General features: G+C 70.0%; 23 protein-coding genes. 12 read left to right on the forward strand and 11 right to left on the reverse strand.

All coding sequences use genetic code 11. The features are described 5' to 3' along the window. Positions 1 to 200: 200 nt before the first annotated feature. The 6 genes from ACWGKQ_RS17395 (at position 201) to ACWGKQ_RS17420 (ending at position 6,752) form a co-directional block, all read left to right on the forward strand. On the forward strand, positions 201 to 1,043 hold the full coding sequence (locus ACWGKQ_RS17395; protein ID WP_453292781.1) for a M24 family metallopeptidase: 843 nt from the start codon (positions 201 to 203) through the stop codon (positions 1,041 to 1,043). After that, positions 1,040 to 2,800: an SDR family oxidoreductase gene (locus tag ACWGKQ_RS17400; RefSeq protein WP_453292782.1), complete on the forward strand. Its 1,761-nt coding sequence runs from the start codon at positions 1,040 to 1,042 to the stop codon at positions 2,798 to 2,800. Before ACWGKQ_RS17395 ends, ACWGKQ_RS17400 begins: the two co-directional genes overlap by 4 nt. 201 nt (positions 2,801 to 3,001) lie before the next feature. Continuing rightward, positions 3,002 to 3,949: a MerR family transcriptional regulator gene (locus ACWGKQ_RS17405; protein ID WP_453292783.1), complete on the forward strand. Its 948-nt coding sequence runs from the start codon at positions 3,002 to 3,004 to the stop codon at positions 3,947 to 3,949. A gap of 121 nt (positions 3,950 to 4,070) precedes the next feature. Then, entirely contained in the window at positions 4,071 to 4,646 is a 576-nt protein-coding gene (locus ACWGKQ_RS17410; RefSeq protein ID WP_453292784.1) for an RNA 2'-phosphotransferase, read from the forward strand. 228 nt (positions 4,647 to 4,874) lie between these two features. Next, the gene (locus tag ACWGKQ_RS17415; RefSeq protein ID WP_453292785.1) at positions 4,875 to 5,777 is read left to right on the forward strand and encodes an LLM class flavin-dependent oxidoreductase; all 903 of its coding nucleotides are present in this window, start codon (positions 4,875 to 4,877) and stop codon (positions 5,775 to 5,777) included. A gap of 87 nt (positions 5,778 to 5,864) precedes the next feature. Next, positions 5,865 to 6,752, forward strand: a complete 888-nt coding sequence (locus ACWGKQ_RS17420) for an HAD-IIB family hydrolase (protein ID WP_453292786.1) — start codon at positions 5,865 to 5,867, stop codon at positions 6,750 to 6,752. Positions 6,753 to 6,770: 18 nt separating this feature from the next. Here the strand turns inward: ACWGKQ_RS17420 and cydD are convergent, their stop codons facing one another. The 4 genes from cydD to hisC form a co-directional block, all read right to left on the reverse strand. After that, positions 6,771 to 10,496 (reverse strand): thiol reductant ABC exporter subunit CydD, encoded by a 3,726-nt coding sequence (cydD, locus tag ACWGKQ_RS17425; protein ID WP_453292787.1) that lies wholly within the window; start codon positions 10,494 to 10,496, stop codon positions 6,771 to 6,773. Between the two features lie 82 nt (positions 10,497 to 10,578). Further along, positions 10,579 to 11,586 carry a cytochrome d ubiquinol oxidase subunit II gene (cydB, locus tag ACWGKQ_RS17430; protein WP_453292788.1) on the reverse strand — a complete coding sequence of 336 codons (1,008 nt, stop codon included), beginning with the start codon at positions 11,584 to 11,586 and terminating at the stop codon, positions 10,579 to 10,581. An 18-nt stretch (positions 11,587 to 11,604) separates the two neighbouring features. After that, positions 11,605 to 13,113, reverse strand: a complete 1,509-nt coding sequence (locus ACWGKQ_RS17435; protein WP_453292789.1) for a cytochrome ubiquinol oxidase subunit I — start codon at positions 13,111 to 13,113, stop codon at positions 11,605 to 11,607. A 277-nt stretch (positions 13,114 to 13,390) separates the two neighbouring features. After that, positions 13,391 to 14,470, reverse strand: coding sequence for a histidinol-phosphate transaminase (hisC, locus tag ACWGKQ_RS17440; protein WP_453292790.1), 1,080 nt, complete (start codon positions 14,468 to 14,470; stop codon positions 13,391 to 13,393). 483 nt (positions 14,471 to 14,953) lie between these two features. On the opposite strand from hisC, the gene ACWGKQ_RS17445 reads away from it, so the two are divergent. The 3 genes from ACWGKQ_RS17445 (at position 14,954) to ACWGKQ_RS17455 (ending at position 18,497) form a co-directional block, all read left to right on the forward strand. Further along, complete coding sequence (locus ACWGKQ_RS17445) at positions 14,954 to 16,066, forward strand: LacI family DNA-binding transcriptional regulator (protein ID WP_189262808.1); 1,113 nt, start codon at positions 14,954 to 14,956, stop codon at positions 16,064 to 16,066. Positions 16,067 to 16,321: 255 nt separating this feature from the next. Continuing rightward, a complete protein-coding gene (locus ACWGKQ_RS17450) occupies positions 16,322 to 17,446 on the forward strand; it encodes a metallophosphoesterase (protein WP_453292791.1) in 1,125 nt (374 codons plus the stop codon). 181 nt (positions 17,447 to 17,627) lie between these two features. Then, positions 17,628 to 18,497 carry a hypothetical protein gene (locus ACWGKQ_RS17455; protein WP_453292792.1) on the forward strand — a complete coding sequence of 290 codons (870 nt, stop codon included), beginning with the start codon at positions 17,628 to 17,630 and terminating at the stop codon, positions 18,495 to 18,497. Between the two features lie 45 nt (positions 18,498 to 18,542). On the opposite strand, the gene ACWGKQ_RS17460 is transcribed toward ACWGKQ_RS17455, so the two are convergent. Together ACWGKQ_RS17460 and ACWGKQ_RS17465 are read right to left on the reverse strand one after the other, a co-directional pair. Beyond that, positions 18,543 to 18,833: a winged helix-turn-helix transcriptional regulator gene (locus ACWGKQ_RS17460; protein WP_453292793.1), complete on the reverse strand. Its 291-nt coding sequence runs from the start codon at positions 18,831 to 18,833 to the stop codon at positions 18,543 to 18,545. A 60-nt stretch (positions 18,834 to 18,893) separates the two neighbouring features. Beyond that, entirely contained in the window at positions 18,894 to 19,802 is a 909-nt protein-coding gene (locus ACWGKQ_RS17465) for a LysR family transcriptional regulator (protein ID WP_453292794.1), read from the reverse strand. Positions 19,803 to 19,994: 192 nt separating this feature from the next. On the opposite strand from ACWGKQ_RS17465, the gene ACWGKQ_RS17470 reads away from it, so the two are divergent. Then, positions 19,995 to 20,402, forward strand: a complete 408-nt coding sequence (locus ACWGKQ_RS17470; RefSeq protein WP_453292795.1) for a VOC family protein — start codon at positions 19,995 to 19,997, stop codon at positions 20,400 to 20,402. Between the two features lie 60 nt (positions 20,403 to 20,462). Here ACWGKQ_RS17470 and thiC read toward each other — a convergent pair whose 3' ends face one another. Beyond that, positions 20,463 to 22,283, reverse strand: a complete 1,821-nt coding sequence (thiC, locus tag ACWGKQ_RS17475) for a phosphomethylpyrimidine synthase ThiC (RefSeq protein WP_453292796.1) — start codon at positions 22,281 to 22,283, stop codon at positions 20,463 to 20,465. A gap of 241 nt (positions 22,284 to 22,524) precedes the next feature. Between thiC and ACWGKQ_RS17480 the strand changes: the two genes are divergently transcribed. Continuing rightward, positions 22,525 to 24,081, forward strand: coding sequence for a YibE/F family protein (locus tag ACWGKQ_RS17480; protein ID WP_453292797.1), 1,557 nt, complete (start codon positions 22,525 to 22,527; stop codon positions 24,079 to 24,081). A 133-nt stretch (positions 24,082 to 24,214) separates the two neighbouring features. Here the strand turns inward: ACWGKQ_RS17480 and ACWGKQ_RS17485 are convergent, their stop codons facing one another. The 4 genes from ACWGKQ_RS17485 to ACWGKQ_RS17500 all read right to left on the reverse strand — a co-directional run bounded on the left by ACWGKQ_RS17485 (position 24,215) and on the right by ACWGKQ_RS17500 (position 26,447). Next, positions 24,215 to 24,652, reverse strand: a complete 438-nt coding sequence (locus tag ACWGKQ_RS17485) for an SsgA family sporulation/cell division regulator (protein ID WP_189262811.1) — start codon at positions 24,650 to 24,652, stop codon at positions 24,215 to 24,217. A gap of 99 nt (positions 24,653 to 24,751) precedes the next feature. Beyond that, entirely contained in the window at positions 24,752 to 25,540 is a 789-nt protein-coding gene (locus tag ACWGKQ_RS17490) for an IclR family transcriptional regulator (RefSeq protein ID WP_453292798.1), read from the reverse strand. Positions 25,541 to 25,751: 211 nt separating this feature from the next. Beyond that, on the reverse strand, positions 25,752 to 25,964 hold the full coding sequence (locus ACWGKQ_RS17495) for a DUF5326 family protein (protein WP_089100495.1): 213 nt from the start codon (positions 25,962 to 25,964) through the stop codon (positions 25,752 to 25,754). A 165-nt stretch (positions 25,965 to 26,129) separates the two neighbouring features. After that, on the reverse strand, positions 26,130 to 26,447 hold the full coding sequence (locus tag ACWGKQ_RS17500; RefSeq protein WP_453292799.1) for a cupin domain-containing protein: 318 nt from the start codon (positions 26,445 to 26,447) through the stop codon (positions 26,130 to 26,132). 59 nt (positions 26,448 to 26,506) lie between these two features. On the opposite strand from ACWGKQ_RS17500, the gene ACWGKQ_RS17505 reads away from it, so the two are divergent. Next, positions 26,507 to 26,884 carry a phage holin family protein gene (locus tag ACWGKQ_RS17505; RefSeq protein ID WP_453292800.1) on the forward strand — a complete coding sequence of 126 codons (378 nt, stop codon included), beginning with the start codon at positions 26,507 to 26,509 and terminating at the stop codon, positions 26,882 to 26,884. Positions 26,885 to 26,888 lie beyond the last annotated feature (4 nt).

Here is a 26,888-nt window from a genome sequence, read left to right on the forward strand (position 1 = left end):
ACTGCGGTCGTCAGACCCGAGAGCCGTCTTCGCGTCAGTCTCGAGTATTACGGGGCCCTAGGGGATCCCCTGCCTAAGGGCTACGCAGAGTTGTCCACAGGCCCCGGATCCTCCTATTGACGTTCCCTCTAACAACTGTCACATTCACCAGTGTCAAGTTACGGGCACGTACCGCAGTCGACGGAGACGGGGCGGATCGGGTGACGACGGCAGTGAAGGAAGAACGTTCGGCGGAGCTCCGGGGTTTCCGGCGCGTGCAGCGGCTCGCGTACGAGTGCGCGGAGGCCGTCGCGGCCCGGCTGGAGCCGGGGATCACCGAGCGCGAGGCGGCCCGGATGCAGCGCGAGTGGCTGCGTGCGCGGGGCGTGCGGGACTGGTTCCACCTCCCCTTCGCCTGGTTCGGCGACCGCACGGCGTTCACGGACTTCCGCATACCGCTGCAGTTCTTCCCGACCGACCGCAGGCTGGCGCCCGGGATGCCGTTCATCCTGGACCTGGCCCCGGTGTACGAGGGCTGCACGGCCGACATCGGCTACTCGGGCTCCCTCGGGCCCAACCCCGTGCAGGACCGGCTGATGGCCGACCTGGAGGCGCACCGCGAGCTGATCCTGCGCGAGGTGCGCGAGCGGCGCCCGCTGCGCGAGATCTACCAGGACGTGGACCGCCTCATGGTCCGCCAGGGCTACGCCAACCGGCACCGCGCGTACCCCTTCGGCGTGATCGCCCACAAGGTGGACCGGGTGAAGCAGCGCCGCTGGTCACCGCATCTCTTCGGATTCGGCACCCAGTCCCTGAAGGGGCTCGCGGCCGACGCGCTGCACGGCCACCGCGAGGGCTGGTCACCGCTGTGGTCGCCGTACCGCTTCTCCGACCACCCGCCCAGGCCGGGCCTGTGGGCGGTCGAACCGCACCTCGGTTTCCGGGGCACGGGCGCCAAGTTCGAGGAGATCCTCGTGGTCACCGACTCCCGGGACCCCGAGCAGAGCGCCTTCTGGCTGGACGACGATCTGCCGCACGTGCGGCGCTGGGCGGAGGACAAGTGACCGACATCGAAGGCGCGCGCGAGCGCCGGGTGCGTACCGGCGGCGTCGACCTGTGCGTGGCGGAGCTGGGCGACCCGGCGGCCCCGACGGTCGTCCTCGTGCACGGCTACCCGGACACCAAGGAGGTCTGGTCCGGGGTCGCGGCCCGCCTCGCCGGCCGCTTCCACGTCGTCCTGTACGACGTCCGCGGCCACGGCCGCTCGACGGCACCGAAGCCCCTGCGGGGCGGCTTCACCCTCGCCAAGCTCACCGACGACTTCCTGGCGGTGATCGACGAGGTCAGCCCGGACCGCCCGGTGCACCTCGTCGGCCACGACTGGGGCTCGGTGCAGTCCTGGGAGTTCGTCACGGTGGGGCGTACCGAGGGCCGGATCGCCTCCTTCACCTCGATGTCCGGGCCGTCCCTGGACCACTTCGGGCACTGGATCGACGCACGCGTGCGGCGCCCGACGCCCCGCCGGGTGGGCCAGCTCCTCGGCCAGGGCGCCAAATCCTGGTACGTCTACCTGCTGCACACCCCCGCCCTGCCCGAACTGGCCTGGCGCGGCCCCCTCGGCAAGGCCTGGCCGAGGATCCTCCAGCGGGCCGAGAGGCTCCCCGCGGGGGACTACCCGACCTCCTCCCTGCCCACCGACGCGGCACACGGCGCCTGGCTGTATCGCGACAACGTACGGGCCCGGCTGCGCCGCCCGCGCGAGGACGCGTACGCCCACGCGCCCGTGCAGCTCATCACGCCCCTCGGCGACGCGTTCCTCTCCGAGCGGCTGTACGACGACCTGGAGCGCTGGGTGCCCCGGCTCACCCGCCGCACCCTGCCCGACAAGCACTGGATCCCGCGCACCCGGCCGGACCAGGTGGCTTCCTGGATCGAGGAGTTCGTGATGTCCACGGAGGACGGCCGAGCCCCGGAGCCGAAGCCCGCCGACCGCCATGCCCAGCGGTTCGGGGGCCAGTTGGTCCTGGTCACCGGCGCGGGCAGCGGCATCGGACGGGCGACGGCGTTCGCCTTCGCGGAGACGGGCGCGCGCGTGGTGGCGGTGGACCGGGACGCGGAGGCGGCCGCCCGCACCGCCGAGCTGTCCCGGCTGATCGGCGCGGCGGACGCGTGGGCCGAAACCGCCGACGTCTCCGACGAGCAGGCCATGGAGAAGCTCGCGGAGAAGGTCCACCGCGAGTACGGGGTGCTGGACGTACTGGTCAACAACGCGGGCATCGGCCTGTCGGGGTCCTTCTTCACGACGACGACGGAGGACTGGCGGCGGGTCCTGGACGTCAACCTCTGGGGCGTCATCCACGGCTGCCGCCTCTTCGGGGCCCGGATGGCGGAACGCGCCCAGGGCGGCCACATCGTCAACGTCGCGTCGGCCGCCGCGTACCAGCCCTCCCGCGCCCTGCCGGCCTACAGCACCTCCAAGGCGGCGGTCCTGATGCTGTCCGAGTGCCTGCGCGCCGAACTCGCCGCCCAGCGCATCGGGGTGACGGCGATCTGCCCCGGCTTCATCAACACCAACATCACATCGACGGCCCGCTTCACGGGCGTCGACGAGGCGGAGGAACGACGCCGACAGCAGCGCTCGGCGCGGCTGTACGGCATGCGCAACTACCCGCCGGAGAAGGTGGCTTCGGCGATCCTGGAGGCGGTGGAACACAACCGCGCGGTGGTACCGGTGACACCGGAGGCGAGGGGCGCGCGGTGGCTTTCGCGGGTGGCGCCGGGGGTTCTGCGGCGGATCGCGCGGGTGGAGCCGAGATTGTAGGGCGTCGTTGTTCGGCCGCGGCCCGGTGGGGGCTGGCCGCGCAGTTCCCCGCGCCCCTGACGGGGCGCTTCACAGCTTCACAGCTACTCAGCTGCGGGCAGGCGTGCCGCAGGGCGGCACGGGTGGGCGCAGCGGCACCCGGCCAGCGCCGGTAAGCGACACCCCCGCCCCCAACCCCGGTCACCAGCCAAGGAACCCCACATGTCCGACCCCCCGGCCACCCCCACTTACCGCATAGAGGACCTGGCCCACCACTCCCGCACCACCGTCCGAACCATCCGCGCCTACCAGGACAAGGGCCTCCTCCCCCGCCCCGAACGCCACGGCCGCGCCAACCTCTACTCCGACGTCCACCTCACCCGCCTCCACCAGATCACCGACCTCCTCGCCCGCGGCTACACCCTCGCCGCCGTCAAGGAGTTGCTCGACGCCTGGGACACCGGCCGCGGCCTCGCCGGCGTCCTCGGACTGGTCACCGAAGCAGAGGGCCCCTGGACCGACGAGGAACCGGTACGCGTGTCCCGCGCCGACCTGGACGCCCGCTTCGGCGGCACCCCCGACGACGCGGCCGTGGCCGAGGCCGTGGCACTCGGCGTACTGGAACCGGTGGACGGCGACCCCGGCTCCTTCCTCGTCCCGAGCCCCCAGGAACTCGCCGTGGCAGTGGAGTTGTACGCGGCCGGTGTCCCCCTCTCCGCGATCTCCGAGCATCTGCGGGAGTTGAGGACTCAGGTCGAACACATCGCGGCCCGTTTCCTGGAGTTCACCACCGAGCACGTCTTCGGCCGCTACCTCGAGGACCCGGGCCACCGCACCGACGCCGGCGCGGCCGAAGCGGCCTCGCTCGTCCGCCGCCTGCGCCCCCTGGCCCGTCAGACGGTCGATGCGGAACTGGCCCGCGCCATGCGCCTGTTCGCGACCCGCGAGGTGCGCCGTCGACTGAGTGCGGGGGAGCGGTCGAAGTCCCCGGACGAGACGCGTTCCGTGGCCCTCCCCACCGGCACGATCGAGGCCGTACGAGGCCTTGTTGGCGCGGACCGCGTCGCGGAGTTCATCGCGATTGCTGCCGAACGCGAGGTCCGGGCACGGCATTTGGACGCCCTCGCCACACATCACAAGCCTGTTACCGATCTTGACGAAACACCCTGAACTGCCCAGTACTTGTCCACAACTCGGCCAATTTCCTTGTGGATAACTGCACTTGGTTGTGGATCAAACCTGCGGCGAAAAATATCTGCGTGATCCGCGTCTCGCCCGGCACGCTGGTGGCATGAACGCAAGACACAACGAAGGAGCACAGGACGAGCGGCGCACCGTGAAGGTGTCGAAGTACCTCTCGAAACACCTGCGCCACCAGCCCGAACGCATCGGGCTCAGCCTGGACGAGGCGGGCTGGGTGGAGATCGACACCCTGCTCGCGGCGGCAGCGGCGCACGGTTTCCCGGTCACCCGCGAGGAACTGGACCACGTCGTCGCCGCCAACGACAAGAAGCGGTTCGCGATCGAAGGCACCCGGATCCGCGCCAGCCAGGGCCACAGCATCGACGTCGACCTCGGACTGCCCGCGGCGACTCCGCCGCCGTATCTCTACCACGGCACCGTGGCACGGAACCTGGACGCGATCCGGAGCGAAGGCCTCAGGCCGATGAACAGGCACGACGTGCATCTGTCGGCGGACCGGGAGACCGCGACGCGGGTCGGTGCCCGGCGCGGCCGCCCCGTCGTGCTGTCGGTCGACGCGGGCGCGATGCACCGGGACGGACACGTCTTCCACATCAGCGCGAACGGGGTGTGGCTGACGCAGGCCGTGCCGCCGCACTACCTGCGCTTCCCCGATCCGCACTGACCCCGGCATCACGATTGGTGTGGACCATTCGGACTCACCAGAGGCACCGGGAGCATCTGCCCACCACCGAGGCGGCGGTCGGCGCGCGGCGGGCTTCGGTGTCACCACGGACCCGGACGGTTCGCTGCCGCACGAGGCGTGCGCCGATTCCTGCTCACGCCGTGGCCGGGCAGCCGCATACGGTGACCGTTTCGTCCGTGGTCGGCGGGTCCCCTTAGTCTCGGACCCATGAGTCTGCGTCTGAGCACCGTGATCCTCCCGTACCGCCGCTGGAGCGAGGGCGGCCGGCACGCCTGGACGCGCGCGGAGGAGCTGGGCTTCCACACCGCGTACACGTACGATCACCTGTCCTGGCGCACCTTCCGGGACGGCCCGTGGTTCGGTGCGATACCGACGCTGACCGCCGCCGCCTCCGTCACCGACCGGATGCGGCTGGGCACCCTGGTCACCTCGCCGAACTTCCGGCATCCGGTGACGCTCGCCAAGGAGCTGATCTCCCTGGACGACATCTCCGGCGGCCGGGTGACGCTCGGCATCGGCGCCGGCGGTACCGGCTTCGACGCCACCGCGCTGGGCCAGGAGCCGTGGACCCCGAGGGAGCGGGCCGACCGGTTCGCGGAGTTCGTGGCGCTGCTCGACCGGCTGCTCACCGAGGACTCCGTGACGTACCAGGGCGAGTTCTACTCGGCCGACGAGGCGCGCAACATTCCGGGCTGTGTGCAGCGGCCCCGGCTGCCCTTCGCGGTGGCCGCCACCGGCCCGCGCGGGCTGAAGCTGGCCGCACGGCACGGCCAGGCGTGGGTGACCACCGGCGACCCGAAGCTCTACGAGACGGGGACGCCCGAGCAGTCCTTCGAGGCGCTGCGCGGACAGCTGGGCAAGCTCGCCGAGACCTGCGCGGCGGCCGGCCGGGACGCGTCGGAACTGGACAAGGTCCTGCTCACCGGGTTCACCCCGGACCGAAACCGGCCGCTGGAGTCCCTGGACGCCTTCGTCGACTTCGCCGGCCGCTACCAGGAGCTGGGCTTCACCGAGCTGGTGATCCACTGGCCCGTCCCCGACTCGATGTTCGCGACCGAGGAGAAGGTCTTCGAACTGATCGCCATGGAGGCCCTGGCCCAACTGGGCTGAACGGACGGCTGAACAGACCGGCGGCAGTGGCGATTTGGAGTCGTCTGTGTCTCATCTGTGCGCCCGCCCGCACGACCGTGCGGGCATATGCGCGAGAATGACCCGGTGACCTCAGCGACCCGACAGCCCGAATCCCCTGCCTTCGCGACCCCGCCCCGGCTGATCGCCACCGATCTCGACGGCACCCTGCTGCGCGACGACAAGTCGGTCTCCCCGAGGACGGTCGCCGCGCTGGCCGCCGCCGAGGAGGCGGGGATCGAGGTCTTCTTCGTCACCGGCCGCCCGGCCCGCTGGATGGACGTGGTCAGCGACCACGTCCACGGCCACGGCCTGGCCATCTGCGGCAACGGCGCGGCCGTGGTCGACCTGCACGGCGGCCCCGGCGCCCACCGCTTCGTCAAGGTGCGCGACCTGGCCCGGGAGAACGCGCTGGACGCCGTGGGCCTGCTGCGCGAGGCCGCGCCGGGCACGGTGTACGCGATCGAGCAGACGTACGGCTTCCACCAGGAGCCGGCCTATCCCAAGCTGCACATGGAGATACCGGACCATCTGCTGTCCGCCGAGGAGATCCTCGCGGTCGACGGTCCGAGCGCCGGCGAGCCCGTGCTCAAGATCCTCGCCTATCACCCCGACCTCGACCCGGACGCCTTCCTCACCCTGGCCCGCCTGGCCATCGGCGAGCGCGCCACCGTCACCCGGTCCAGCCCCAGCGCCCTGCTGGAGATCAGCGGCCCGGGCGTCTCCAAGGCCAGCACGCTCGCTCTGGAGTGCGCCGAGCGCGGTATCTCGCACGACGAGGTCGTGGCCTTCGGTGACATGCCCAACGACGTCGAGATGCTGACCTGGGCCGGCCAGTCGTTCGCCATGGGCAACGCCCACCCCGCCGCCGTCGCCGCCGCCTCCGGCCGTACGGTCGCCAACAACGAGGACGGGGTGGCCGTCGTGATCGAGCAGCTGCTGGCCGCACGCGCCTGAGCCGGCCGCCGCGCCGGACTACCGCGCTGCCACCAGCGACTCGGCCGCCGCCTCCCGCTCCGCCATCGCGCGCAGCGGTCCCGCCACGGCGGCCAGCTCCGCGTATGTCCCGCGCTGCGCCACCCGGCCCGCGTCGAGGACGATCACCTCGTCCACGGCCTCCAGGCCCGCCAGCCGGTGCGTGATGAGCAGCGTCGTACGGCCCTCGGTGGCGGCCAGCAGATCCGCGGTGAGCGCGTCGGCCGTGGGCAGGTCGAGATGCTCGGCGGGCTCGTCCAGCACCAGCACCGGGAAGTCGGCGAGCAGTGCCCGGGCGAGCGTCAGCCGCTGCCGCTGCCCGCCGGACAGCCGCGCCCCGTGCTCGCCGACCAGGGTGTCGAGCCCGTCGGGGAGCCCGTCCACCCAGTCGAGCAGCCGGGCCCGGCCCAGCGCGTCCCGCAGTTGCTCCTCGGTGGCGTCCTTCCGGGCGAGCAGCAGGTTCTCGCGCACGGAACTGTCGAAGAGATGCGCGTCCTGGGCACAGAGCCCGACCAACCGCCGTACGTCGTCGCTGTCCATGCCGTACGCGTCCACACCTGCGAGCGTGTAGGCGCCCGCGTCCGGGTCGAGGAACCGCAGCAGGACCTGGGCGAGGGTCGACTTGCCGGCGCCGGAGGCACCGACCACGGCGACCCTGCGCCCCTCGTGCAGGGTGAGGTCGATCCCGGCGAGCGCGTCCCGGCCCTGCCCCGGGTAGCGAGCCGTCAGGCCCTTCAGTACGACGGGGAAGGGCGCGGCGGGCGCCTGGCGCGGCCGCTCCGGCTCCCGCACGGGCTCGGGGGCGTCCAGCACCTCGTAGATGCGCTCGGCGCTCCTGCGCACCCGCTGCCGGTGCTGCACGGCCGACGGCAGCCCCAGTACGGCCTCGAAGGCGGCCAGCGGAGTGAGTACGACCACCGCCATCGCCACGCCGCTCAGCCGGCCGTCGGCGACCCCCTGGGCGCCCAGCAGCGCGGCGGCCGCGACGGTCAGGCCGGTCAGCAGTGCGGTCAGCCCGTCGCCGAGTGCGGTGGCCGTGGCTCCCCGAGAGGCGATCCGGGTGAGCGTGCCGTCGGCCCGCCGGGCTTCGTCGGTACGGGTGGGCAGCGCGCCGGCAACGGTCAACTCGGCAGTGCCGGTGAGCAGGTCGGTCACCCTGGTCGCCAGCAACCCGCGGGCGGGCGCCAGCCGGTGCTCGGCACGCCGCGCCACCGCCGAGGTCACCAGCGGCACACCGACACCGGCGGCCAGCAGTCCCACCGCGAGCGCGGCCCCGGCCTCGGGCAGCAACCAGGCCGTGAACCCCACGGCCCCCGCGGAGACGGCCACCGCGACCCCGGCGGGCAGCAGCCACCGCAGCCAGTAGTCCTGCAAGGTGTCCACATCGGCGACCAGGCGGCTGAGCAGATCCCCCCGCCTGGTCGTCCGGAGCCCGGCAGGCGCGAGCCGCTCCAGCCGCCGGTACACGGCGACCCGTGTGTCGGCCAGCATCCGCAGCACGGCATCGTGCGACACCAGCCGCTCGCCGTACCGGAACACCGCCCGCCCGATCCCGAACGCCCGCGTGGCCGTCACGGCGACCATCAGATACAGCACCGGCGGCTGTTGCGAGGCCCGCGAGATCAACCACCCGGAAGTAGCCATCAGCCCAACGGCACTGCCAACAGCAAGAGCCCCAAGCAGAAGCGCAAGCACCAACCGCCCCCGCCGCCCCCCGGAATCCCCCCGAACCCGCCCAAGAACCCCCAGCCGCCGCCCACCTCCCGACTCCACGCTCTCCCTTCCCAGCCATCCAAGCCGCCCCGCAGCCTGGCCTTCCGACCGCCCGAGCCGCTCCGCGCCCTGACCTTCTTGACCGAGCCGCTCCGCGCCCTCACTCCCCACCCCACCGAGCCACTCCCCGCCCCCGCCTTCCCACCGACCGAGCCGCTCCCCGCCCCTGCCTTCCCCTCGACCGAGCCGGTCCGCGACCTGCCCTTCCAATTGACCGAGCTGCTCCCCGCCCTCGCCTTCCAATTGACCGAGTCGGGTGGTGGGTGGGCAAAGGCTCTGGGGGTCCAGGGGGCGGAGCCCCCTGGGGGCCTCGCTGCCGGAGAGCCGTACCACGCGGTCCGCCGCCGAGAGCAACGCCGGCCGGTGCACCACGAGCAACACCGTGCGCCCCTCGGAGAGCCTCCGTACCGCCGTCACGACCTCCGCCTCCGTCACCCCGTCCAGCGCAGCCGTCGGCTCATCCAGCAACAGCACAGGCCGGTCCGCCAGAAACGCCCGCGCCAACGCCAGCCGCTGCCGCTGCCCGGCGGACAGACCGGCCCCGTCCTCCCCGAGCATCGTCTCCGCCCCCGCCGGCAGCGCCTCCACGAACCCCAGCGCCCCGGCGTCCCGCAACGCCCTCCGGACGGCGTCGTCGTCCGCATCGGGACGCGCGAGCCGTACGTTCTCGGCGATCGTCCCGGCGTACAGATGCGGCCGCTGCGGCACCCACGCGATCCGCGACCGCCACTCCTCCAGGTCGAGGCCGGCAAGGTCGGCTCCCCCGACCCGCACCCGCCCCGCCACCGGCCGTACGAACCCCAGCAGCACGCTCAGCAGCGTCGACTTGCCCACCCCGCTGGGTCCGACCAGCGCGACGGTCTCCCCGGGTTCGACGGTGAACGAGACGTCGGTGACCGCATCCCCCGACCGGCCCGGATACCGGACCGTCACCCCTTCGAAGGCCAGGGCAGCCCCCACCGGCACCTCGCCCGCCCCGGACACCGGCACCGGCGTCTCCAGCACCGCGAAGATCTCCTCCGCCGCCGCCAGCCCCTCCGCCGCCGCATGGAACTGGGCTCCCACCTGCCGCAACGGCAGATACGCCTCGGGCGCCAGCACCAGAATGACCAGCCCGACGTACAGGTCCATGTCGCCGTGCACGAGCCGCATGCCGATGGTCACGGCGACCAACGCCACCGACAACGTGGCCAGCAGCTCCAACGCGAAGGAGGAGAGGAAGGCGATCCGCAGCGTCCGCATGGTCGCCTGCCGGTACTCGTCGGTGATCCGGCGGATGGACTCGGCCTGCGCCTTGGCCCGGCCGAACACCTTCAGCGTGGGCAGCCCGGCGACCACGTCCAGGAAGTGGCCGGAGAGCCGGGACAGCAGCCGCCACTGACGGTCCGTCCGGGACTGGGTGGCCCAGCCGATCAGCACCATGAAGAGCGGGATCAGCGGCAGGGTCCCGACGATGATCGCCGCGGAGACCCAGTCCTCGGTGACGATGCGCGCCAGCACCGCGACCGGCACGACCACCGCCAGCCCCAACTGCGGCAGGTAGCGCGAGAAGTAGTCGTCGAGGGCGTCGACACCGCGCGTGGCGAGCGTGACCAGCGACCCGGTCCGCTGACCGCTCAGCCAGCCGGGACCGAGCGCCACCGCCTGATCGAGAAGCCGGCCCCGCAGCTCGGACTTGACCGCCGCGCTCGCCCGGTGCGCGGCCAGCTCGGTGAGCCAGGAGACCAGCGCGCGACCGCCCGCCACGGCCACCAACAGCAGCAGCGGGGTGCGGAGTTCGGAGACCGACTGACCATACTGGAAGGCGCCGACCACCACCTCGGCGACGAGCATGGCCTGAGCGATGACCAGCCCGGCACCGACGGCACCGAGACCGACAACGGCCACCAGGAAGAGGCGGGTGGCGCGGGCGTAACGCAGCAGACGGGGATCGATTGGTTTCACGTGAAACATGCCCTTCGGCCCGGAGAGGGTGTTTCACGTGAAACGTCACACACCACCGCGACCATCACCATGAGACACCCTCCCCTCGGACTCAGTGCGCGGCTTCGGTCGCTATGTGCTGCGTACCGATCCGCTTGCGGAACACCCAGTAGGTCCACCCCTGGTAGAGCAGGACAAGCGGCGTGGCGATCGCCGCCAGCCACGTCATGATCTTCAGGGTGTACGGACTCGACGAGGCGTTGGTCACCGTGAGGCTCCACTCCCCGTTGAGCGACGACGGCATGACGTTCGGGAAGAGCGACAGGAAGAGCATCGCCACAGCGGCCACGATGGTCACGCCGGACAGGGCGAACGCCCATCCCTCACGGCCCCGCAGATTGGCACCGAGGGCGGCGACCAGTGCGGCGACCGCCACGATCACGGCCACCAGACTCTTGCCGTCCCCGCTGTCCGCCTGGGTCCACAGCAGGAAGGCCAGCGCCAGCACGGCGGCGAGCAGACCGACCTTGGTCGCCAGCTTCCGTGCCCGTACCCGGATGTCGCCGACGGTCTTGAGCGCGGTGAACACCGACCCGTGGAAGGTGAACAGGGTCAGCGTCACCAGTCCGCCGAGCACGGCGTACGGGTTGAACAGGTCCCAGAGGGTGCCGACGTACTCGAAGTTCCGGTCGATCTTCACGCCGTGCACGATGTTCCCGAAGGCCACACCCCACAGGAACGCCGGGATCAGCGAGGTCCAGAAGATCGCGGTCTCCCAGTTGCGCTGCCAGTTCTCCTCGGGCCGCTTCGCCCGGTACTCGAAGGCGACGCCCCGGACGATCAGGCAGACCAGGATCACCAGCAGGGGCAGGTAGAAGCCGGAGAAGAGCGTGGCGTACCACTCGGGGAAGGCGGCGAAGGTCGCGCCGCCCGCGGTGAGCAGCCACACCTCGTTGCCGTCCCAGACCGGGCCGATCGTGTTGATCAGCACCCGCTTCTCCAGGCGGTCCCGGGCGAGCAGCTTGGTGAGGATGCCGACCCCGAAGTCGAATCCCTCCAGGAAGAAGTAGCCGGTCCACAGGACGGCGATCAGGACGAACCAGACGTCGTGAAGTTCCATGACTGCGTCTCCCTCGGCCTAGTACGAGAAGGCCATCGGCTTGTCGGCGTCACGGGGCTCGCCGCCGATCTTCGTGGGCGGGTTGAGGTCGTCCTCGGTGAGCTCGGGCGGGCCCGCCTTCACGTACTTCACGAGCAGCTTGACCTCGACGACGGCGAGGACGGCGTAGAGCGCGGTGAAGGTGATCATCGATATGAGGATCTCGGTCTGGGAGACACCGGGGGAGACCGCGTCACGGGTCTGCAGGACGCCGTAGACGACCCAGGGCTGGCGGCCCATCTCGGTGAAGATCCAGCCCCAGGAGTTGGCGATCAGCGGGAAGCCGAGCGTCCAGATCGCCACCAGCCAGTACAGCCTGCCGAGCTCGGGGCTGAGCGCCTTGCTCTTGAAGAGGACCAGGTTCGGCACCTCGTCCTCACCGACCCGCAGGTGCTGCGGCAGCATGAACTTCTTGCGGGTCAGCCAGAGCCCGGCCAGTCCGATGGCGAAGGACGCCATACCGAAGCCGATCATCCAGCGGAACGCCCAGAAGGTGACCGGGATGATGGGCCGGTAGTCGCCGGCTCCGTACTTCTGCTGCTCGGCCTTGTTGGTGTCGTTGATGCCGGGGACGTACGAGTTGAAGCTGTCGTCGGCCAGGAACGACAGCAGGCCGGGGACGGACAGTTCGACGGTGTTGTGCCCCTTGCTGACGTCGCCGTAGGCGAAGATCGAGAAGGGCGCCGGCTTCTGGCCGTCCCACAGGGCCTCGGCGGCGGCCATCTTCATCGGCTGCTGCTTGAACATGACCTTGCCGAGGGTGTCACCGCTGATCGCGGTGAGCATGCCGGCTATGACGACGGTGACCAGACCGAGCCGCAGCGAGGTCTTCATCACGGTGATGTGCTTCTTGCGGAACAGGTGGAAGGCGGCGATGCCGACCATGAACGCGCCGCCGGTCAGGAAGGACGCGGACAGCGTGTGGAAGGCCTGGGCCAGCGCGGTGTTCTGGGTGAGAACGGCCCAGAAGTCGGTGAGCTCGGCCCGCCCCTTCGCCTTGTCGATCTTGTAGCCGACGGGGTGCTGCATCCACGAGTTGGCCGCGAGGATGAAGTACGCGGACAAGATCGTGCCGATGGAGACCATCCATATGCAGGCCAGGTGGATCCTCTTGGGCAGCTTGTCCCAGCCGAAGATCCACAGCCCGATGAAGGTGGACTCGAAGAAGAAGGCGATCAGCGCCTCGAAGGCGAGCGGCGCGCCGAAGATGTCGCCGACGAAGCGCGAGTAGTCGGACCAGTTCATGCCGAACTGGAACTCCTGCACGATGCCGGTGACCACGCCCATCGCGATGTTGATCAGGAAGAGCTTGCCCCAGAACTTGGTCGCCCTGAGGTACTTCTCCTTCTCCGTGCGCACCCAGGCGGTCTGCAGACCGGCCGTGAGAGCGGCCAGCGAGATCGTCAGCGGGACGAACAGGAAGTGGTAGACGGTGGTGATGCCGAACTGCCAGCGCGCCAGTGTCTCCGGCGCCAGAGCCAGGTACACGTCGTCAGTCTCCTTACGTCGCCGTGGTACAGCGGCACATGACCCCTTTGTGACGTGCATAACGGAGCAAAAGGGTCGAGCTTGTGAATGCATTCACATTCACAAGCCATTATGACGCACTGATGGTCGACCATCGAAGGGGGGTCGCACTTGAGCCGTTCGGCACCCTCCGCAGACGCGTGCGGGGCCGCCCGGCCCCATGTCGGCCGTACGACCCCGCATCCGTGCCACCCGTGGCCGCGTGGGCCCGCGGGGAGTCCCCGGGGCCCCGCAGGCTCTACAGCTCCTTGCGGAACGCCTCCGCCACCTTCAGAAAGATGTCGTTCGCCTCGTTCTCGCCGACCGTCACCCGCACACCCTCGCCCGGGAAGGGGCGGACGACCACGCCGTGCTCCTCGCAGAGCTGGGCGAAGGCCGTCGTACGCTCCCCCAGCCGCAGCCACACGAAGTTCGCCTGGGTCTCGGGCACCGTCCAGCCCTGGCCGCGCAGCGCCTCGACCACGCGCTGCCGCTCGCACACCAGCGAGCCGACCCGGCCGAGCAGCTCGTCCTCGGCCTGCAGCGAGGCGATCGCCGCCTCCTGGGCGAGCTGGCTCACGCCGAAGGGGACCGCCGTCTTGCGCAGCGCAGCCGCCACCGGCTCATGCGCGATCGCGAAGCCGACGCGCAGCCCGGCGAGGCCGTACGCCTTGGAGAAGGTCCGCAGCACGCAGACGTTCGGCCGCTCACGGTAGATCTCGACGCCGTCGGGCACCTCGGGATCGCGGATGAACTCCCGGTAGGCCTCGTCGAGGACCACCAGCACGTCACTCGGCACCCGGTCCAGGAACCGCTCCAGCTCGGCCCGCTTCACGACCGTGCCGGTCGGGTTGTTGGGGTTGCAGACGAAGATCAGCCGGGTGCGGTCGGTGACGGCGTCCGCCATCGCGTCCAGGTCGTGCACGTCACCGGGCGTGAGCGGCACCTGGACCGACCGGGCGCCGCTGATCTGCGTGATGATCGGGTACGCCTCGAAGGAGCGCCAGGCGTAGATCACCTCGTCGCCCGGGCCGCTGGTGGCCTGGATCAACTGCTGGGCGACACCCACCGACCCGGTGCCGGTGGCCAGATGGCCGAGCGGAACGCCGAAGCGGTTCGACAACTCGTTCATCAGCCCGGTGCAGGCCATGTCCGGGTAGCGGTTGAAGGAGGCGGCGGCCGCGGTGACGGACTCCATCACACCGGGCAGCGGGGGATACGGGTTCTCGTTGGAGGAGAGCTTGTACGCGACAGGACCGTCGGCCGCCGCCGGCCTGCCCGGCTTGTAGGTGGGGATACCCTCCAGCTCGGCGCGCAGCTTGGGGCTCGTCTCGCTCACCGCAGTCCTCCTCGCGACCACCGGCGGACCGTCCGCACCGCCGGCATCCAATACTTCTCACCTTATGAGGATTCGGCGCCGCTGCGTACAGCCGAAGCGCAAGCACGGAGCCTGACCGAGGCATCGGCCGAGCCGGCGAGGAGCCGCAGCGGCGAACCTCATCCGTAACCCCATCCGCCCCACTGGCATCACGGGCATCACCGCACGAAGGCGCATTTTTCGGGGGCGCGCCCTACATATATCTACGCGCCGGTGGCTCGCGCCGTAGCGCGCATCACCCGTGCAGGTGAGTTGAGACCTCTTCGAAACATCGGGCACTTGGCAGGCCCATCCGTGCCGACAAGTCACGTCTCACTATTGGATCGTTCAACTGACTTTCTTTCTAAGGTAGTTGACCCTCTTTGACCTTGCAGAAACGTGCCTGTCAACGCGTGCATATGCGTCCGCACTACCCCACCGCATGAGCCCTACTATCGGCTCGCCATGACAGCAGCAGGGAAGCACCAGGTGAGCCGCGCGGAAACCTCTCGGCGAGGCAGCCGGCCGGGCCGGGCGGGCATCAGAGACGTGGCCGCCGCCGCCGGAGTCTCCATCACGACCGTCTCCGACGCCCTGAACGGCAAGGGCAGACTCCCGGATGCCACCCGCCGCCATGTCAGAGAGGTCGCCGACCGGCTGGGGTACCGCCCCTCGGCCGCCGCCCGCACCCTCCGTACCGGCAAGTCGGGACTCATCGGCCTGACCGTGACGACGTACGGGGATGAACCTTTCACCTTCACCGAGTTCGCGTACTTCGCGGAGATGGCGCGGGCCGCCACCTCGGCCGCGCTCGCCCGTGGCTACGCCCTGGTCATCCTGCCCGCGACCTCACGCCACGACGTGTGGTCGAACGTCGCCCTGGACGGCACGGTCGTCATCGACCCCTCCGACCAGGACCCGGTGGTCAGCGAACTGGTCCGGCAGGGCCTGCCGGTGGTCTCCGACGGCCGCCCGGCCGGCTCGCTCCCGGTCACCGCCTGGGTGGACAACGACCACGAGGCCGCCGTCCTCGGCATCCTCGACCATCTCGCCGACGCGGGCGCCCGCCGGATCGGCCTGCTCACCGGCACCACGACGGACACGTACACGCATCTGTCGACCACCGCCTACCTGCGCTGGTGCGAACGCGTCGGCCAGGACCCGGTCTACGAGGCCTACCCGGCGCACGACCCGTGCGCCGGCGCCGTCGCCGCCGACCGGCTGCTCGCCCGCCCGGACCGCCCCGACGCCGTCTACGGCCTCTTCGACCCCAACGGCACCGACCTGCTCGCCGCCGCCCGCCGCTACGGACTGCGCGTCCCGGACGACCTGCTGCTGGTGTGCTGCAGCGAGTCGACCGTGTACGCCAACACCGAGCCGCCCATCACCACGCTCTCCCTGAAGCCGCGCCGCATCGGCACGGCGGTGGTGCAGCTGCTCATCGACGCGATCGAGGGGGTCGAGTCGGACCAGCCGGTCGAGCAGGTGATACCGACCGAACTGATCGTGCGTACCTCCTCCCAGCGACGCCAGCAGCGCACCACGGTCAGCCCGCCGCGGGCACCGGAGGAGGAGTAGCACGGACGCGCGGAGAGCGGGGCGGCGCAGCTGCCGGGCGCCGTCCGACGGCGGCCGGCAGCTGAACGACGGTGGGTCGAACCCCTGCCCAACCGGGGCGAAAGCCACGCTGAACCGGAGTCCTGCCGGGATTCACCACCCCTGGGTCATCACACGGCGCGACGGGCATTCCTATGATGGGCCCACGACACCGCGGGCCGCTGCGACCAGGCAGGCCGAAGCGGTGCAGATGCGGCGCGATGGTGGAGGGGTCTGATGACTCAGGGGGCCGGTCAGGGACCCGAGGCGGAGCGGACGGCGACGTTGCGCGACTTCCGGGTGCCCGGGTACGTCAACGAGACCGGCCCGTACACCCACGGCGCGCACCCCGGAGATGTCGCCCCGCCACTCGACGAGCCGTACCCCGAGGCATACCCGGAGGGGTATCCCGAGGCATATCCGGAGGGGTACCCAGAGGGGTACACGCCGACCCAGCGCGACCTTCCCGTCATCCGCCGCGGCGACACGCTCCGGATGCCGGTCGAACCGGCCGCCGCCCCGGCCTCGCAGCTCGCGGCCGGTCCCGGCCCGCTGTACGTCGTCGGCGACGTGCACGGCTACTTCGACGAACTGCTCGCCGCGCTGCGGGAGCAGGGGCTGATCGACGCGGACGGCCAGTGGTGTGCGGGCACCGCCCGGCTCTGGTTTCTCGGTGACTTCACCGACCGGGGTCCGGACGGCATCGGCGTCATCGACCTGGTGATGCGGCTGTCCGCCGAGGCGGCCGCGGCCGGCGGCTACTGCAAGGCCCTCATGGGCAACCACGAGCTGCTGCTGCTCGGCGCCAAGCGGTTCGGCGACACCCCCGTCAACTCCGGCGCGGGCACCGCCACCTTCCAGGCGGCCTGGCTGCTCAACGGCGGCCAGAAGACCGACATGGACCGGCTCCAGGACCACCACCTCCAGTGGATGGCCCGCCTGGACGCCGTCGAGGAGGTCGACGGCTATCTGCTGGTCCACTCCGACACCACCGCCTACCTCGACTACGGCGATTCGATCGAGGCGGTCAACGACACGGTCCGCGAGACCATCACGCGTAACGACGCGGACGAGGTGTGGGACCTGTTCCGCAAGTTCACCAAGCGCTTCTCCTTCCGCGACGAGGGGGGTGCAGACGCCGTCCGTTCCCTTCTCGATACGTACGGCGGTACCCGCATCGTTCACGGACACAGCCCGATTCCCTATCTGCTCGGGGAAGTCGGCTCCGAGGAGGGCGAAGAGGCCGCCGGCCCCGTTGTGGAAGGACCGCACGTGTACGCCGACGGGCTCGCCATCGCCATGGACGGCGGCGTGACCATGGCCGGAAAGCTGCTGGTGAGGCAACTTCCGCTGGACGCCTGAGCGTTCGCCGGGCTGTTCGATCCCCCCGATGTCACACGCGGTCCACCCCCAATTTCCGGCAACCCCCTGTCACCGCGTGCCGTAACGGCTCTACCATCGGTTTATCCGTAGCAGGCTCCCCTCCGTTTCTGCCCGACGGTTCGCCGGCGTGCGAGCCACAAGCCCTACGGAGCATCGGGGGATGCACATGAACAGCGTTCCGCAGCACCTGCACAGCGAGGACCGCCAGGAATACGAGCGGATCCTCGATGAGGCGCTGCGCTCCGCCCAGTACCGTCCCGAACTGGCCGGTATAGGCCGGCGTTTGAACACCGAACAGCTGCGCACCATGGCGCTCAACGCCACCACACTGATCACGGCGGCCGCGGCGACCGAGTACCAGCACTATGTGAAGGTCCGCGAGGAACTGCGCAATCCCGCGCGGTCCACCCCGGCCGTCGTCCAGGATTCCGGCTCCACGGAGCCCGGCGTGGGCGGCGCGATGGGGCTCGCCACCACCCTCGGCGAGGCCGCCGAGACCACCGGCGCCGGAGGCTTCGCCCTCGCCCTGGTCCTGGCGCCCGTGCTCGCCGGCACCGCCGCCGCGATCTTCCTGCTCGTCGGCTACGTCCTCAAGATGCTGGACCCGGCCCCGGCGTTCGCCCAGACCATGCTCACCGCGGGCTGGGTGTTCGGCGTGGTGACCGCGGCCACCATCCTCATGGCCGGCGCGGGACTGCTGCTCACCGCACTGCGCAACAGCCCCTCGCTGGAGGCCGGAGCCTACGGCGAACCCGGCGGGGAGGTGGCCAAGGCCAGGGAGGCCTGGCGGGAGGCCCTGCTGGAGCGCGGCATCCTGCCCTTCCTGCGGGAAGCACTGGCCGCCGACACCGGCGCGGCCGGACTGCGCAGTACCGCCCCGTCGGGCCCGGCGGGCCGGATGCCGCGTCTCGGTTACGGCCGTCCCGGCTTCAGCACCGACGACGGCGCCGCACCCGCTTCCCGCCCGAGCTTCACCAGCCCGGACTACACCAGCCCGGACTTCGGAGGCCCGGAACACCAGCCGGAATAGCCCGGCTTGCGCCCCCGGCGAGGGGGCGCAGGCCGGACACCCGGTCTACGAGGCCGCGCCGGGGAGCTGACGGACGGCACGCCCGTCGAACTCCTCCCGCGCCGCCCGCATGGCGGCCATGTTCGCCTGCGACCAGTCGGTGACGCGCTGCACGAGCCCACCCGCCTCCCGACCCAGCCCGGTCAGCCGGTACTCCACCCGCGGCGGCACTGTCGGATACACCGCGCGGGTCGGGACCCCGTCGCGGTGACCGCGCTGGACCTGCACCCACCGGAACTCGCCGCATACGTCCTGGACCACGTCGAGACCTGGTGAGCCCGGCAGCCGGCCAGGCACGTGCCGGAAGCCCCTTCCCAGGGATCCGGCCGATGCCCCCGATCCCCCGTCACTCCGCGATCACAGCGGCGCGGAAGCGCTCGGTATCGGCAATACGGCACGAGCCGCCGCTCTGACGAACGCACGCACCCGTTCTGTTGTGTTCCCCTCCATCCAGACCAGCCCTCGCTCGATCGGCAGCGCATCGTGAAGCGGCACGTAGGCGATATCGGGTCGGGGGTAGTACTGCCGGGAATGCTCTCCCACTGGGAGGACACCTCTGCCCATGGCGACCAGAGTGAGCATCTCGGAGAACGACCCGCCGACGGGGCCTCTCGGCACGGGCTTGCCCGAGGGTGTGCGATCCGGTGTGCGGTCCCTCTTGAAGGCCGCGGAGGTCACGTCCGGGTACTGCACCACGGGATATCGAGCCATTGCTTCGACCGATACCGACGGTTCGCCGGCCAGTGGATGCCCGGCCGCCACAGCGAGCACCCGGTCCTCCCTCAGCAGCACCGGCCCGCAGGCCATGCCGTCGAACGGGTAGGAGGCGAGGAGGATGTCGATCGAACCGTCCAGCAGGCTCGCCCGGGAGTTGGACAGCTGCACCTCCCGTACGTGGACCCGGCAGTCGGGATGACGTGCGGTGAACGAACTGACGGCTCTGAGCAGTGCCGGCGCCGTCCACTCTCCGAGGAAGGCCACCCGCAGTTCCCCTGTGACGCCACGACTGGCGTCGGCCGCTCTGCGCAGTGCCTCCTCCATGGCGGCGGCCAGGGGCCGCAGGTCATCGGCCAGCTGCCGTCCGATCGGGGTGAGACGGACGGAACGGCTGTTTCGTTCGAACAGCGTGCCGCCGACGCGGCGTTCCAGCTTCTTGATCATCTGGCCGACCCGCCCGGTCGTGACCCCCAACGCCTCGGCGGTCCGGCCGAAGTGCAACTCGTCGGCGAGCGTCAGGAAGACCTCGGTTTCCAGCCGCTCCAGCATGATGCCCCCCAGCGTTTAATCCTGCTCAACGGTCGTACTCCGATCATGCCTTGATGGCACCCGTCCCACGGCCGATCGTGGAGGGCATCCCACCCGGTCACCCCTGACACCGCATTCGCCCCCCGAGGAAGCCTCATGAACGCCACTGCTACCCCTGCCTCCCCGACACCGCGGCAGCGCTCCGGAGACGCAGTGCCCCCTGTACGCGTAAAGGCACTCGACCACTTGGTCCTCAACGTCCAGGACATCGAACGGTCGCTGGACTTCTACGCCGGGCGCCTCGGCCTGGAGCCGGTCCGCCTCGCGGAATGGCGATCCGGCAAGGTCCCCTTCCCTTCGGTCAGAGTCACTCCGGAGACCATCATCGACCTGGTAGCCCGCCGCCGGAGCGAGTCCAACGTCGACCACATCTGTCTCACCGTGGAGCCGGTGGACTGGGACGAGATCATCGCGTCCGGGGCGTTCACCGTCGTCGAGGGCCCCGTAAGCCGCTTCGGCGCACGCTCCACCGCCACCTCGGTCTACGTCCGGGACCCGGACGGCAACACGGTGGAGCTGCGCTGGTACCCACAGGACTCCCAGCAGGACACCCAAGGGTGACCGGGCCGGCGGTGTCGGTCCAGGGTGTTCGACAACCCGGACCGGCACCTCGTCAAGAACTCAGTCCGCCAGCGGCAGATACACCCGGTTCCCGCTCGCCGCGAACTCCTTCGACTTCTGGAGCATCCCCTCCGCGACCTCCTCCGGTGACGCCCCCTCAGTCGCCGCACCACCGAACCGCTCTGTGATGCTTTGACTGATCTTCATCGAGCAGAACTTCGGCCCGCACATCGAGCAGAAGTGGGCCGTCTTCGCCGGCTCCGCCGGGAGCGTCTCGTCGTGGAACTCGCGGGCCGTGTACGGGTCCAGGGCGAGGTTGAACTGGTCCTCCCACCGGAACTCGAAGCGGGCGTCGGACAGCGCGTCATCCCACTCCTGCGCGCCCGGGTGGCCCTTGGCGAGGTCGGCCGCATGGGCGGCGATCTTGTAGGTGATGACGCCGGTCTTGACGTCGTCCCGGTTGGGCAGGCCCAGGTGCTCCTTGGGCGTCACATAGCAGAGCATCGCCGTGCCCCACCAGGCGATCATCGCGGCGCCGATGCCGGAGGTGATGTGGTCGTAGGCCGGCGCGACGTCCGTGGTCAGCGGGCCGAGCGTATAGAACGGAGCTTCATCGCAGATCTCCTGCTGAAGGTCGATGTTCTCCTTGATCTTGTGCATCGGGACATGGCCCGGGCCCTCGATCATCGTCTGTACATGGAAACGCCTGGCGATCCGGTTGAGTTCCCCGAGCGTGCGCAACTCCGCGAACTGTGCCTCGTCGTTGGCGTCCGCGATGGACCCGGGGCGCAGACCGTCGCCCAGCGAGTACGTGACGTCGTAGGCGGCGAGGATCTCGCAGAGTTCCTCGAAGTTCTCGTACAGGAACGACTCCTTGTGGTGCGCGAGGCACCAGGCCGCCATGATCGAGCCGCCGCGCGAGACGATGCCGGTCTTGCGGTTGGCGGTGAGCGGTACGTACGGCAGGCGTACGCCCGCGTGGACGGTCATGTAGTCCACGCCCTGCTCGGCCTGTTCGACGACCGTGTCCTTGTAGATCTCCCAGGTCAGCTCCTCGGCCCTGCCGTCGACCTTCTCGAGCGCCTGGTAGAGCGGCACCGTGCCGATGGGGACGGGGGAGTTGCGCAGCACCCACTCGCGGGTGGTGTGGATGTTGCGTCCGGTGGAGAGGTCCATGACCGTGTCGGCGCCCCAGCGGGTCGCCCAGGTCATCTTCTCGACCTCCTCCTCGATGGAGGAGGTGACCGCGGAGTTGCCGATGTTGGCGTTGACCTTCACCAGGAACCGCTTCCCGATGATCATCGGCTCGATCTCCGGGTGGTTGACGTTGGCGGGCAGTACGGCCCTGCCCGCCGCGATCTCCTCGCGGACCACTTCGGGAGAAACGTTCTCGCGGATGGCCACGTACTCCATCTCCGGGGTGATCTCGCCCCGGCGGGCGTACGCGAGTTGCGTCACCGCCTCGCCGTCCCGGCTGCGGCGCGGCTGGCGCGGGCGGCCCGGGAACACCGCGTCCAGGTTGCGCAGGCCGCCACGCGGCGCGGTGTGCTTGATCCCGTCGTCCTCGGGGCGGACGGGCCGGCCCGCGTACTCGGTGGTGTCACCGCGGGCGATGATCCAGTTCTCCCGCAGCGGCGGCAGCCCCCTGCGGACGTCGGTCTCGACGAGCGGATCGGTGTACGGGCCCGAAGTGTCGTAGAGCGTGACCGACTGCCCGTTGGTGAGGTGCACCTGACGGACCGGCACCCGCAGATCGGGGCGGGAGCCCTCGACATACCCCTTGTGCCAGCCGATGGACTTCCCGGCCTCCGGCGACGTTTCACCCGCAATGGGCTGTTCGTCCTGGCTGAAGGCAGGCGTGCGTGCATCCTTGTTGGTCATGAGACCTACTCCCTACGCCGGCATTACCCGGTAACAGGTTCGGCGGTCGACGCAGCGGCTTCCGTCGGGCGGCGTTTCATGTGAAACATCACTCGTTCCACGTGAAACATCGCGAATACGGAGGTCAGCGCCCTCTCAGCCCGGTGCTCCGAGCTCCCGCGTGTGCAAAGGTGCCTCCACGCTAGCGTCAATTCGGGCGCGGTGAACAGAGGGCCCCTGCCGTTCTTGCGATGATCGGGCGGTGACCTCGACACAGCAGCACCCCTATCCGCCTCCCGACCCGCGGCGCGGCAACGGCGCCACGCGGGGCGGCGGACCCGGCCACGGGGGCCCTGGTGCCGGTGACGGACACATCCACGGGCAGGGCGAGCAGTACGACCACGGACCTGCCCACCCTCACGACAACGCCCACGGCCACGCCCAAAGCCACTCGCCCGGTCCGAGCACCGGCCAGAACGGCTCCGGGCCCGGCGGCGGTCACGGCCATTCGCACGGACACAGTCACAGCCACGGACCCGCCGCACCCGTCTCCAAGCATCTGCGCAAGGTCATCGCGGCGATCCTCATCCCCTTCACCGCCGCGGTCGTGGTCGGCCTCGTGGTGTTGTGGCCGGGCGGCGCCCCGCCGCACGAGCGCACCGGCGTCGGCTTCGACCGCCAGACGCAGGCAGCGACGGTCACCAAGGTCGTCTCCGTCAGCTGCAAGTCGGTCAACGCCTCCGGAGGCGGCTCGACCGGCGACACCTCCACCGCCGACGGCACTTCCTCGACGCAGGAGGAGGGCGGCACCTGCAAGAAGGCCACGGTCCGGGTCGACGCCGGCAAGGACAAGGGCCGTACCTTCACCGAGATCGTGCAGCCCGACCAGTCGCGGCAGTTGCACGAGGGCGAGAAGGTCGTGGCCGCGTACGAACCCTCCGCGCCCAAGGACCTCCAGTACTCGGTCACCGACGTGAACCGGAAGTTCCCGATGGCGCTGCTGGCCGGGATCTTCGCACTGGCCGTCGTGGTGGTGGGCCGGCTGCGCGGTGTGATGGCGCTGGTCGCGCTGGCCGTCAGCTTCCTGGTGCTGACCCTGTTCATCCTGCCGGGGATCCTGCAGGGCTCGAATCCGCTGCTGATGGCGGTGGTCGGGTCGAGCGCCATCATGCTGATCGCCCTGTACATGTGCCACGGGCTGTCGGCCCGGACCTCGGTGGCGGTGCTCGGCACGCTGGTCTCGCTGTGCCTGATCGGCCTGCTCGGTTCGGAGTTCATCGACTGGGCCGCGCTCACCGGCAACACCGACGACAACACCGGTCTGATCCACGGCCTGTATCCGTCGATCGACATGAGCGGTCTGCTGCTGGCCGGGGTCATCATCGGTTCGCTGGGTGTCCTGGACGACGTGACGGTGACCCAGACCTCGGCCGTCTGGGAACTGCACGAGGCCAACCCGACGATGGGCTGGCGCGGGCTGTACCGGGCGGGCATCCGCATCGGCCGTGACCACATCGCCTCCGTCGTCAACACCCTGGTGCTGGCCTACGCGGGCGCCGCGCTGCCGCTGCTGCTGCTCTTCTCGATCGCGCAGAGCAGTGTGGCCACGGTCGCCAACAGCGAGCTGGTCGCCGAGGAGATCGTGCGCACGCTGGTCGGCTCGATCGGCCTGGTCGCCTCGGTGCCGGTCACCACGCTGCTCGCGGCCCTGGTGGTGTCGGCCGACCGGCCGGGCACGGAGACGGCCGCGTCCACGGAGGCCGCGCCGGCCGTGGCCGCCGTGGCGCGTGGCGGGCGGGGGCGGCGCCGGAAGCGGTGAGGTGCGGTGACGCGCAGGGGCGCGCGGGTGGGCGGCGCGTTGCGGCAGCGGTCCGGCCACGGACGGGCAGAAGCGTTCCTGCGTGCCCTCACACGGCTCGGCGGAGCGCCGCGCGCCCCTGTGCCGTAACGCTTCAGCCGGCGCTCTGTTCCTCGGCCAGGATGCGGTCCAGGGCCTCGTCGAGGTGCGCGTCGAAGTCGGCGAGTGAGCCCTCCTGGCCGAGCGGCACCAGCTTGTCCGTACGGTCGAGGAAGGCCACCAGCGGGGGTGCGGAGGACCGGAACACGGCCTGGTCACCGCCGACCTGAAGCCGGATCAGCACCTCGCCCAGCACCTCGGAATCGGCGGGCGCGATGTGCACATCACCCTCGCCGCACGGCCGCCCCACCCCGTCGATCAGCAGTTCCCGGCCGAAGGCCCAGGTCACCGGCGCGTCCCCGGGCAGATGAAAGGTGAGTCGCACGGCATAGGGATCACAGGTCTCGTAGCGCAACTCCACGGGGATGCGGAAGGAGAGCTCCTCGGAGACGAGAAAGCTCATCATGACTTCTGCTTGTACGGACTCGCGCATTGCCTACCCCGTCATATGACACCGACTGGCCGGGTTTTATCCCTTTGATGGTGGTCAAATCTTGCTGAAAGTACACGAGAGATCACAAGGAGTGAGTTTTCAGATACTGATAGCGATGGCCAGGGATCCCAGATGGCGCCCCACCTCGGCCTGCAACTGCCGGACGGCGGGCAGCAGCCGGTCGGCCTGGTGGAGAGGGAGGGAGATGGCGATCGTGGCGGCCGTGGTGCCGACGGTGAGGGGGATCGCCGCGCACACCGTCCCCAGCGCGTACTCCTGGCGCTCCACCACCGGCTCCATCCGCCGCGTCCGTTCCAGCCGTCGCAGCAGGGTCTGGTCGTCACGGACCGTGTACGGGGTGAGGGGCCGCACAGGGTGACGGCCGAGGTGGTCGCGGCGGGCGTCCTCGTCCAGCTGGGAGAGGAGACACTGGCCGATGGCGTGCGCATGTCCGGTCTCGCGGAAGCCGGCCCACTCCTCCACCGCCGGGGTACCCGGGGAGTCGGACACGCACATGACTTCGATCTCGCCGTCCCGGTACATGGCGTAGTACACCGGGACACCGATCGAATCCCGCCAGTGGGCAAGGGTGTCGACGACGGCGCTGCGACGTTTCTGCTGCGCTCCGCTGCTGCTCAGCCGCTCCGCCGCCTCACCGAGGAAGAACAGTCCCTTGTCGCGGCGCAGGTAGCCCTCGTGGACCAGGGTGCGCAGCAGATGGTAGGCGGTGGGCAGGGCGAGGCCGGTCTCCCGGGCCAGTTGTTTGGCGGGTGCGCCGTGTGCGTGTCCGGCGACGCACTCCAGCAGGCGCATGGCGCGCTGGACAGAGCCGATGAGGGTGGCCGGGTGCGGTGGTGCGGGGTCGGCCGGGGTGGCCGGCCGCTGCACGGGGGGTGTGCTGGAACGGCGTTGGACGGGGGGTGCTGGATGTTCCGTGGGTGCGGGGGCGGCGTCAAGCGTGGCCAAGGGTCACTCCCGGAGCGCGAGGGGGTCAGCGACTCTAACCGTCCGCCACCGCTCCCGGTCCGCCTGTGCGGGAAACTTCCCTCCCCCGAGGGAACCGGTGATTCCTGTTACCGGCCACCGATTCCCACGGTCCTCACCAGTCGCTCTTCGACGAGGAGTTCGACATGAACTTCCGCACGATGTAGATCAGTCCGCCGACCAGCGCCACGAAGATCAGCAACTTGAAGAGCAGGAAGACCACCCAGCTGATCACGGCCGTGATCAGACCGCCGAACACCACCAGCGCGATGACCGGCACCGCGATCCACTTCACCCACCACGGCAGACCTGTGAAGATCTCTCGCATTGCCCTGTCCTCCGCTTTCTCGTGCGTTCCGGCACGTACGGTCTCGTGCGTCCCGCACGATGCGATGTCCTGCATCCGATGCTAGAGCCGCGAGGGGGGCGTGCGGGGGTCCTGGATCCCTTGTCCTCCCCTGACCCTTCCCCTAGGGAACCCCGAGGACCGGGGTCAGGCCTCGGGGGGAGAGAAGACGACCAGAACCCTCAGATCCTCGCTGATGTGATGGAACTTGTGGGCCACCCCGGCCGGCACGTACACCACGCTGCCCCGCGCCACCTGCGTGGTCTCCAGGCCGACGGTGATCGCGGCGCGGCCGCTGACGACGAAGTAGACCTCGTCCTGGTGGTGCGGCTGCTGCGGGTCGTGCGAGCCCGCGTCGAGGGCGTAGAGACCGACCGACATGTTCCGCTCCCGCAGGAACTGCAGGTAGGCCCCGTCGTTGGCGGCGCGTTCCGCCTCCAGTTCGTCCAGCCGGAATGCCTTCATCGCCGTTGCCGCCCTCGCCTCACTATTTGCATCCGATCTCTTCTGTCACGATCAGACACATGAAGAATTTCGTAGTCAAGACGATCGCCAACGCGGGCGCTCTGGCGGTCGCCGTGTGGCTGCTCGACAAGATCACCCTGACCGGCGACAACACCGCCAAGAAGGTCTGGACGCTGATCCTGGTGGCCCTGGTCTTCGGTCTGGTGAACTTCCTGGTCAAGCCGATCGTGAAGGTCCTGACCTTCCCGCTGTTCATCCTCACTCTCGGCCTGATCACCCTGGTGGTCAACGCGCTGATGCTGCTGCTGACGTCATGGGTGTGCGACAAGCTGGACCTGAGCTTCCACGTGGAGGGGTTCTGGACCGCCGTCCTGGGCGGCCTGATCATCTCGATCGTGTCCTGGGCCCTCAACATGATCCTTCCCGACACGGACTGAGCAT

It is taken from the genome of Streptomyces sp. NPDC054770, assembly GCF_053611985.1.

Coding starts and splice junctions, on each gene's coding strand:
- ACWGKQ_RS17445 (WP_189262808.1), top strand. CDS start 14,954: ATGACAGCAGCAGGGAAGCACCAGGTGAGCCGCGCGGAAACCTCTCGG.
- ACWGKQ_RS17465 (WP_453292794.1), bottom strand. CDS start 19,802: ATGCTGGAGCGGCTGGAAACCGAGGTCTTCCTGACGCTCGCCGACGAG.
- thiC (WP_453292796.1), bottom strand. CDS start 22,283: ATGACCAACAAGGATGCACGCACGCCTGCCTTCAGCCAGGACGAACAG.
- ACWGKQ_RS17455 (WP_453292792.1), top strand. CDS start 17,628: ATGCACATGAACAGCGTTCCGCAGCACCTGCACAGCGAGGACCGCCAG.
- cydB (WP_453292788.1), bottom strand. CDS start 11,586: ATGGAACTTCACGACGTCTGGTTCGTCCTGATCGCCGTCCTGTGGACC.
- ACWGKQ_RS17450 (WP_453292791.1), top strand. CDS start 16,322: ATGACTCAGGGGGCCGGTCAGGGACCCGAGGCGGAGCGGACGGCGACG.
- ACWGKQ_RS17505 (WP_453292800.1), top strand. CDS start 26,507: ATGAAGAATTTCGTAGTCAAGACGATCGCCAACGCGGGCGCTCTGGCG.
- ACWGKQ_RS17405 (WP_453292783.1), top strand. CDS start 3,002: ATGTCCGACCCCCCGGCCACCCCCACTTACCGCATAGAGGACCTGGCC.
- cydD (WP_453292787.1), bottom strand. CDS start 10,496: ATGTTTCACGTGAAACCAATCGATCCCCGTCTGCTGCGTTACGCCCGC.
- ACWGKQ_RS17410 (WP_453292784.1), top strand. CDS start 4,071: ATGAACGCAAGACACAACGAAGGAGCACAGGACGAGCGGCGCACCGTG.
- ACWGKQ_RS17495 (WP_089100495.1), bottom strand. CDS start 25,964: ATGCGAGAGATCTTCACAGGTCTGCCGTGGTGGGTGAAGTGGATCGCG.
- ACWGKQ_RS17420 (WP_453292786.1), top strand. CDS start 5,865: ATGCGCGAGAATGACCCGGTGACCTCAGCGACCCGACAGCCCGAATCC.
- ACWGKQ_RS17485 (WP_189262811.1), bottom strand. CDS start 24,652: ATGCGCGAGTCCGTACAAGCAGAAGTCATGATGAGCTTTCTCGTCTCC.
- ACWGKQ_RS17500 (WP_453292799.1), bottom strand. CDS start 26,447: ATGAAGGCATTCCGGCTGGACGAACTGGAGGCGGAACGCGCCGCCAAC.
- ACWGKQ_RS17415 (WP_453292785.1), top strand. CDS start 4,875: ATGAGTCTGCGTCTGAGCACCGTGATCCTCCCGTACCGCCGCTGGAGC.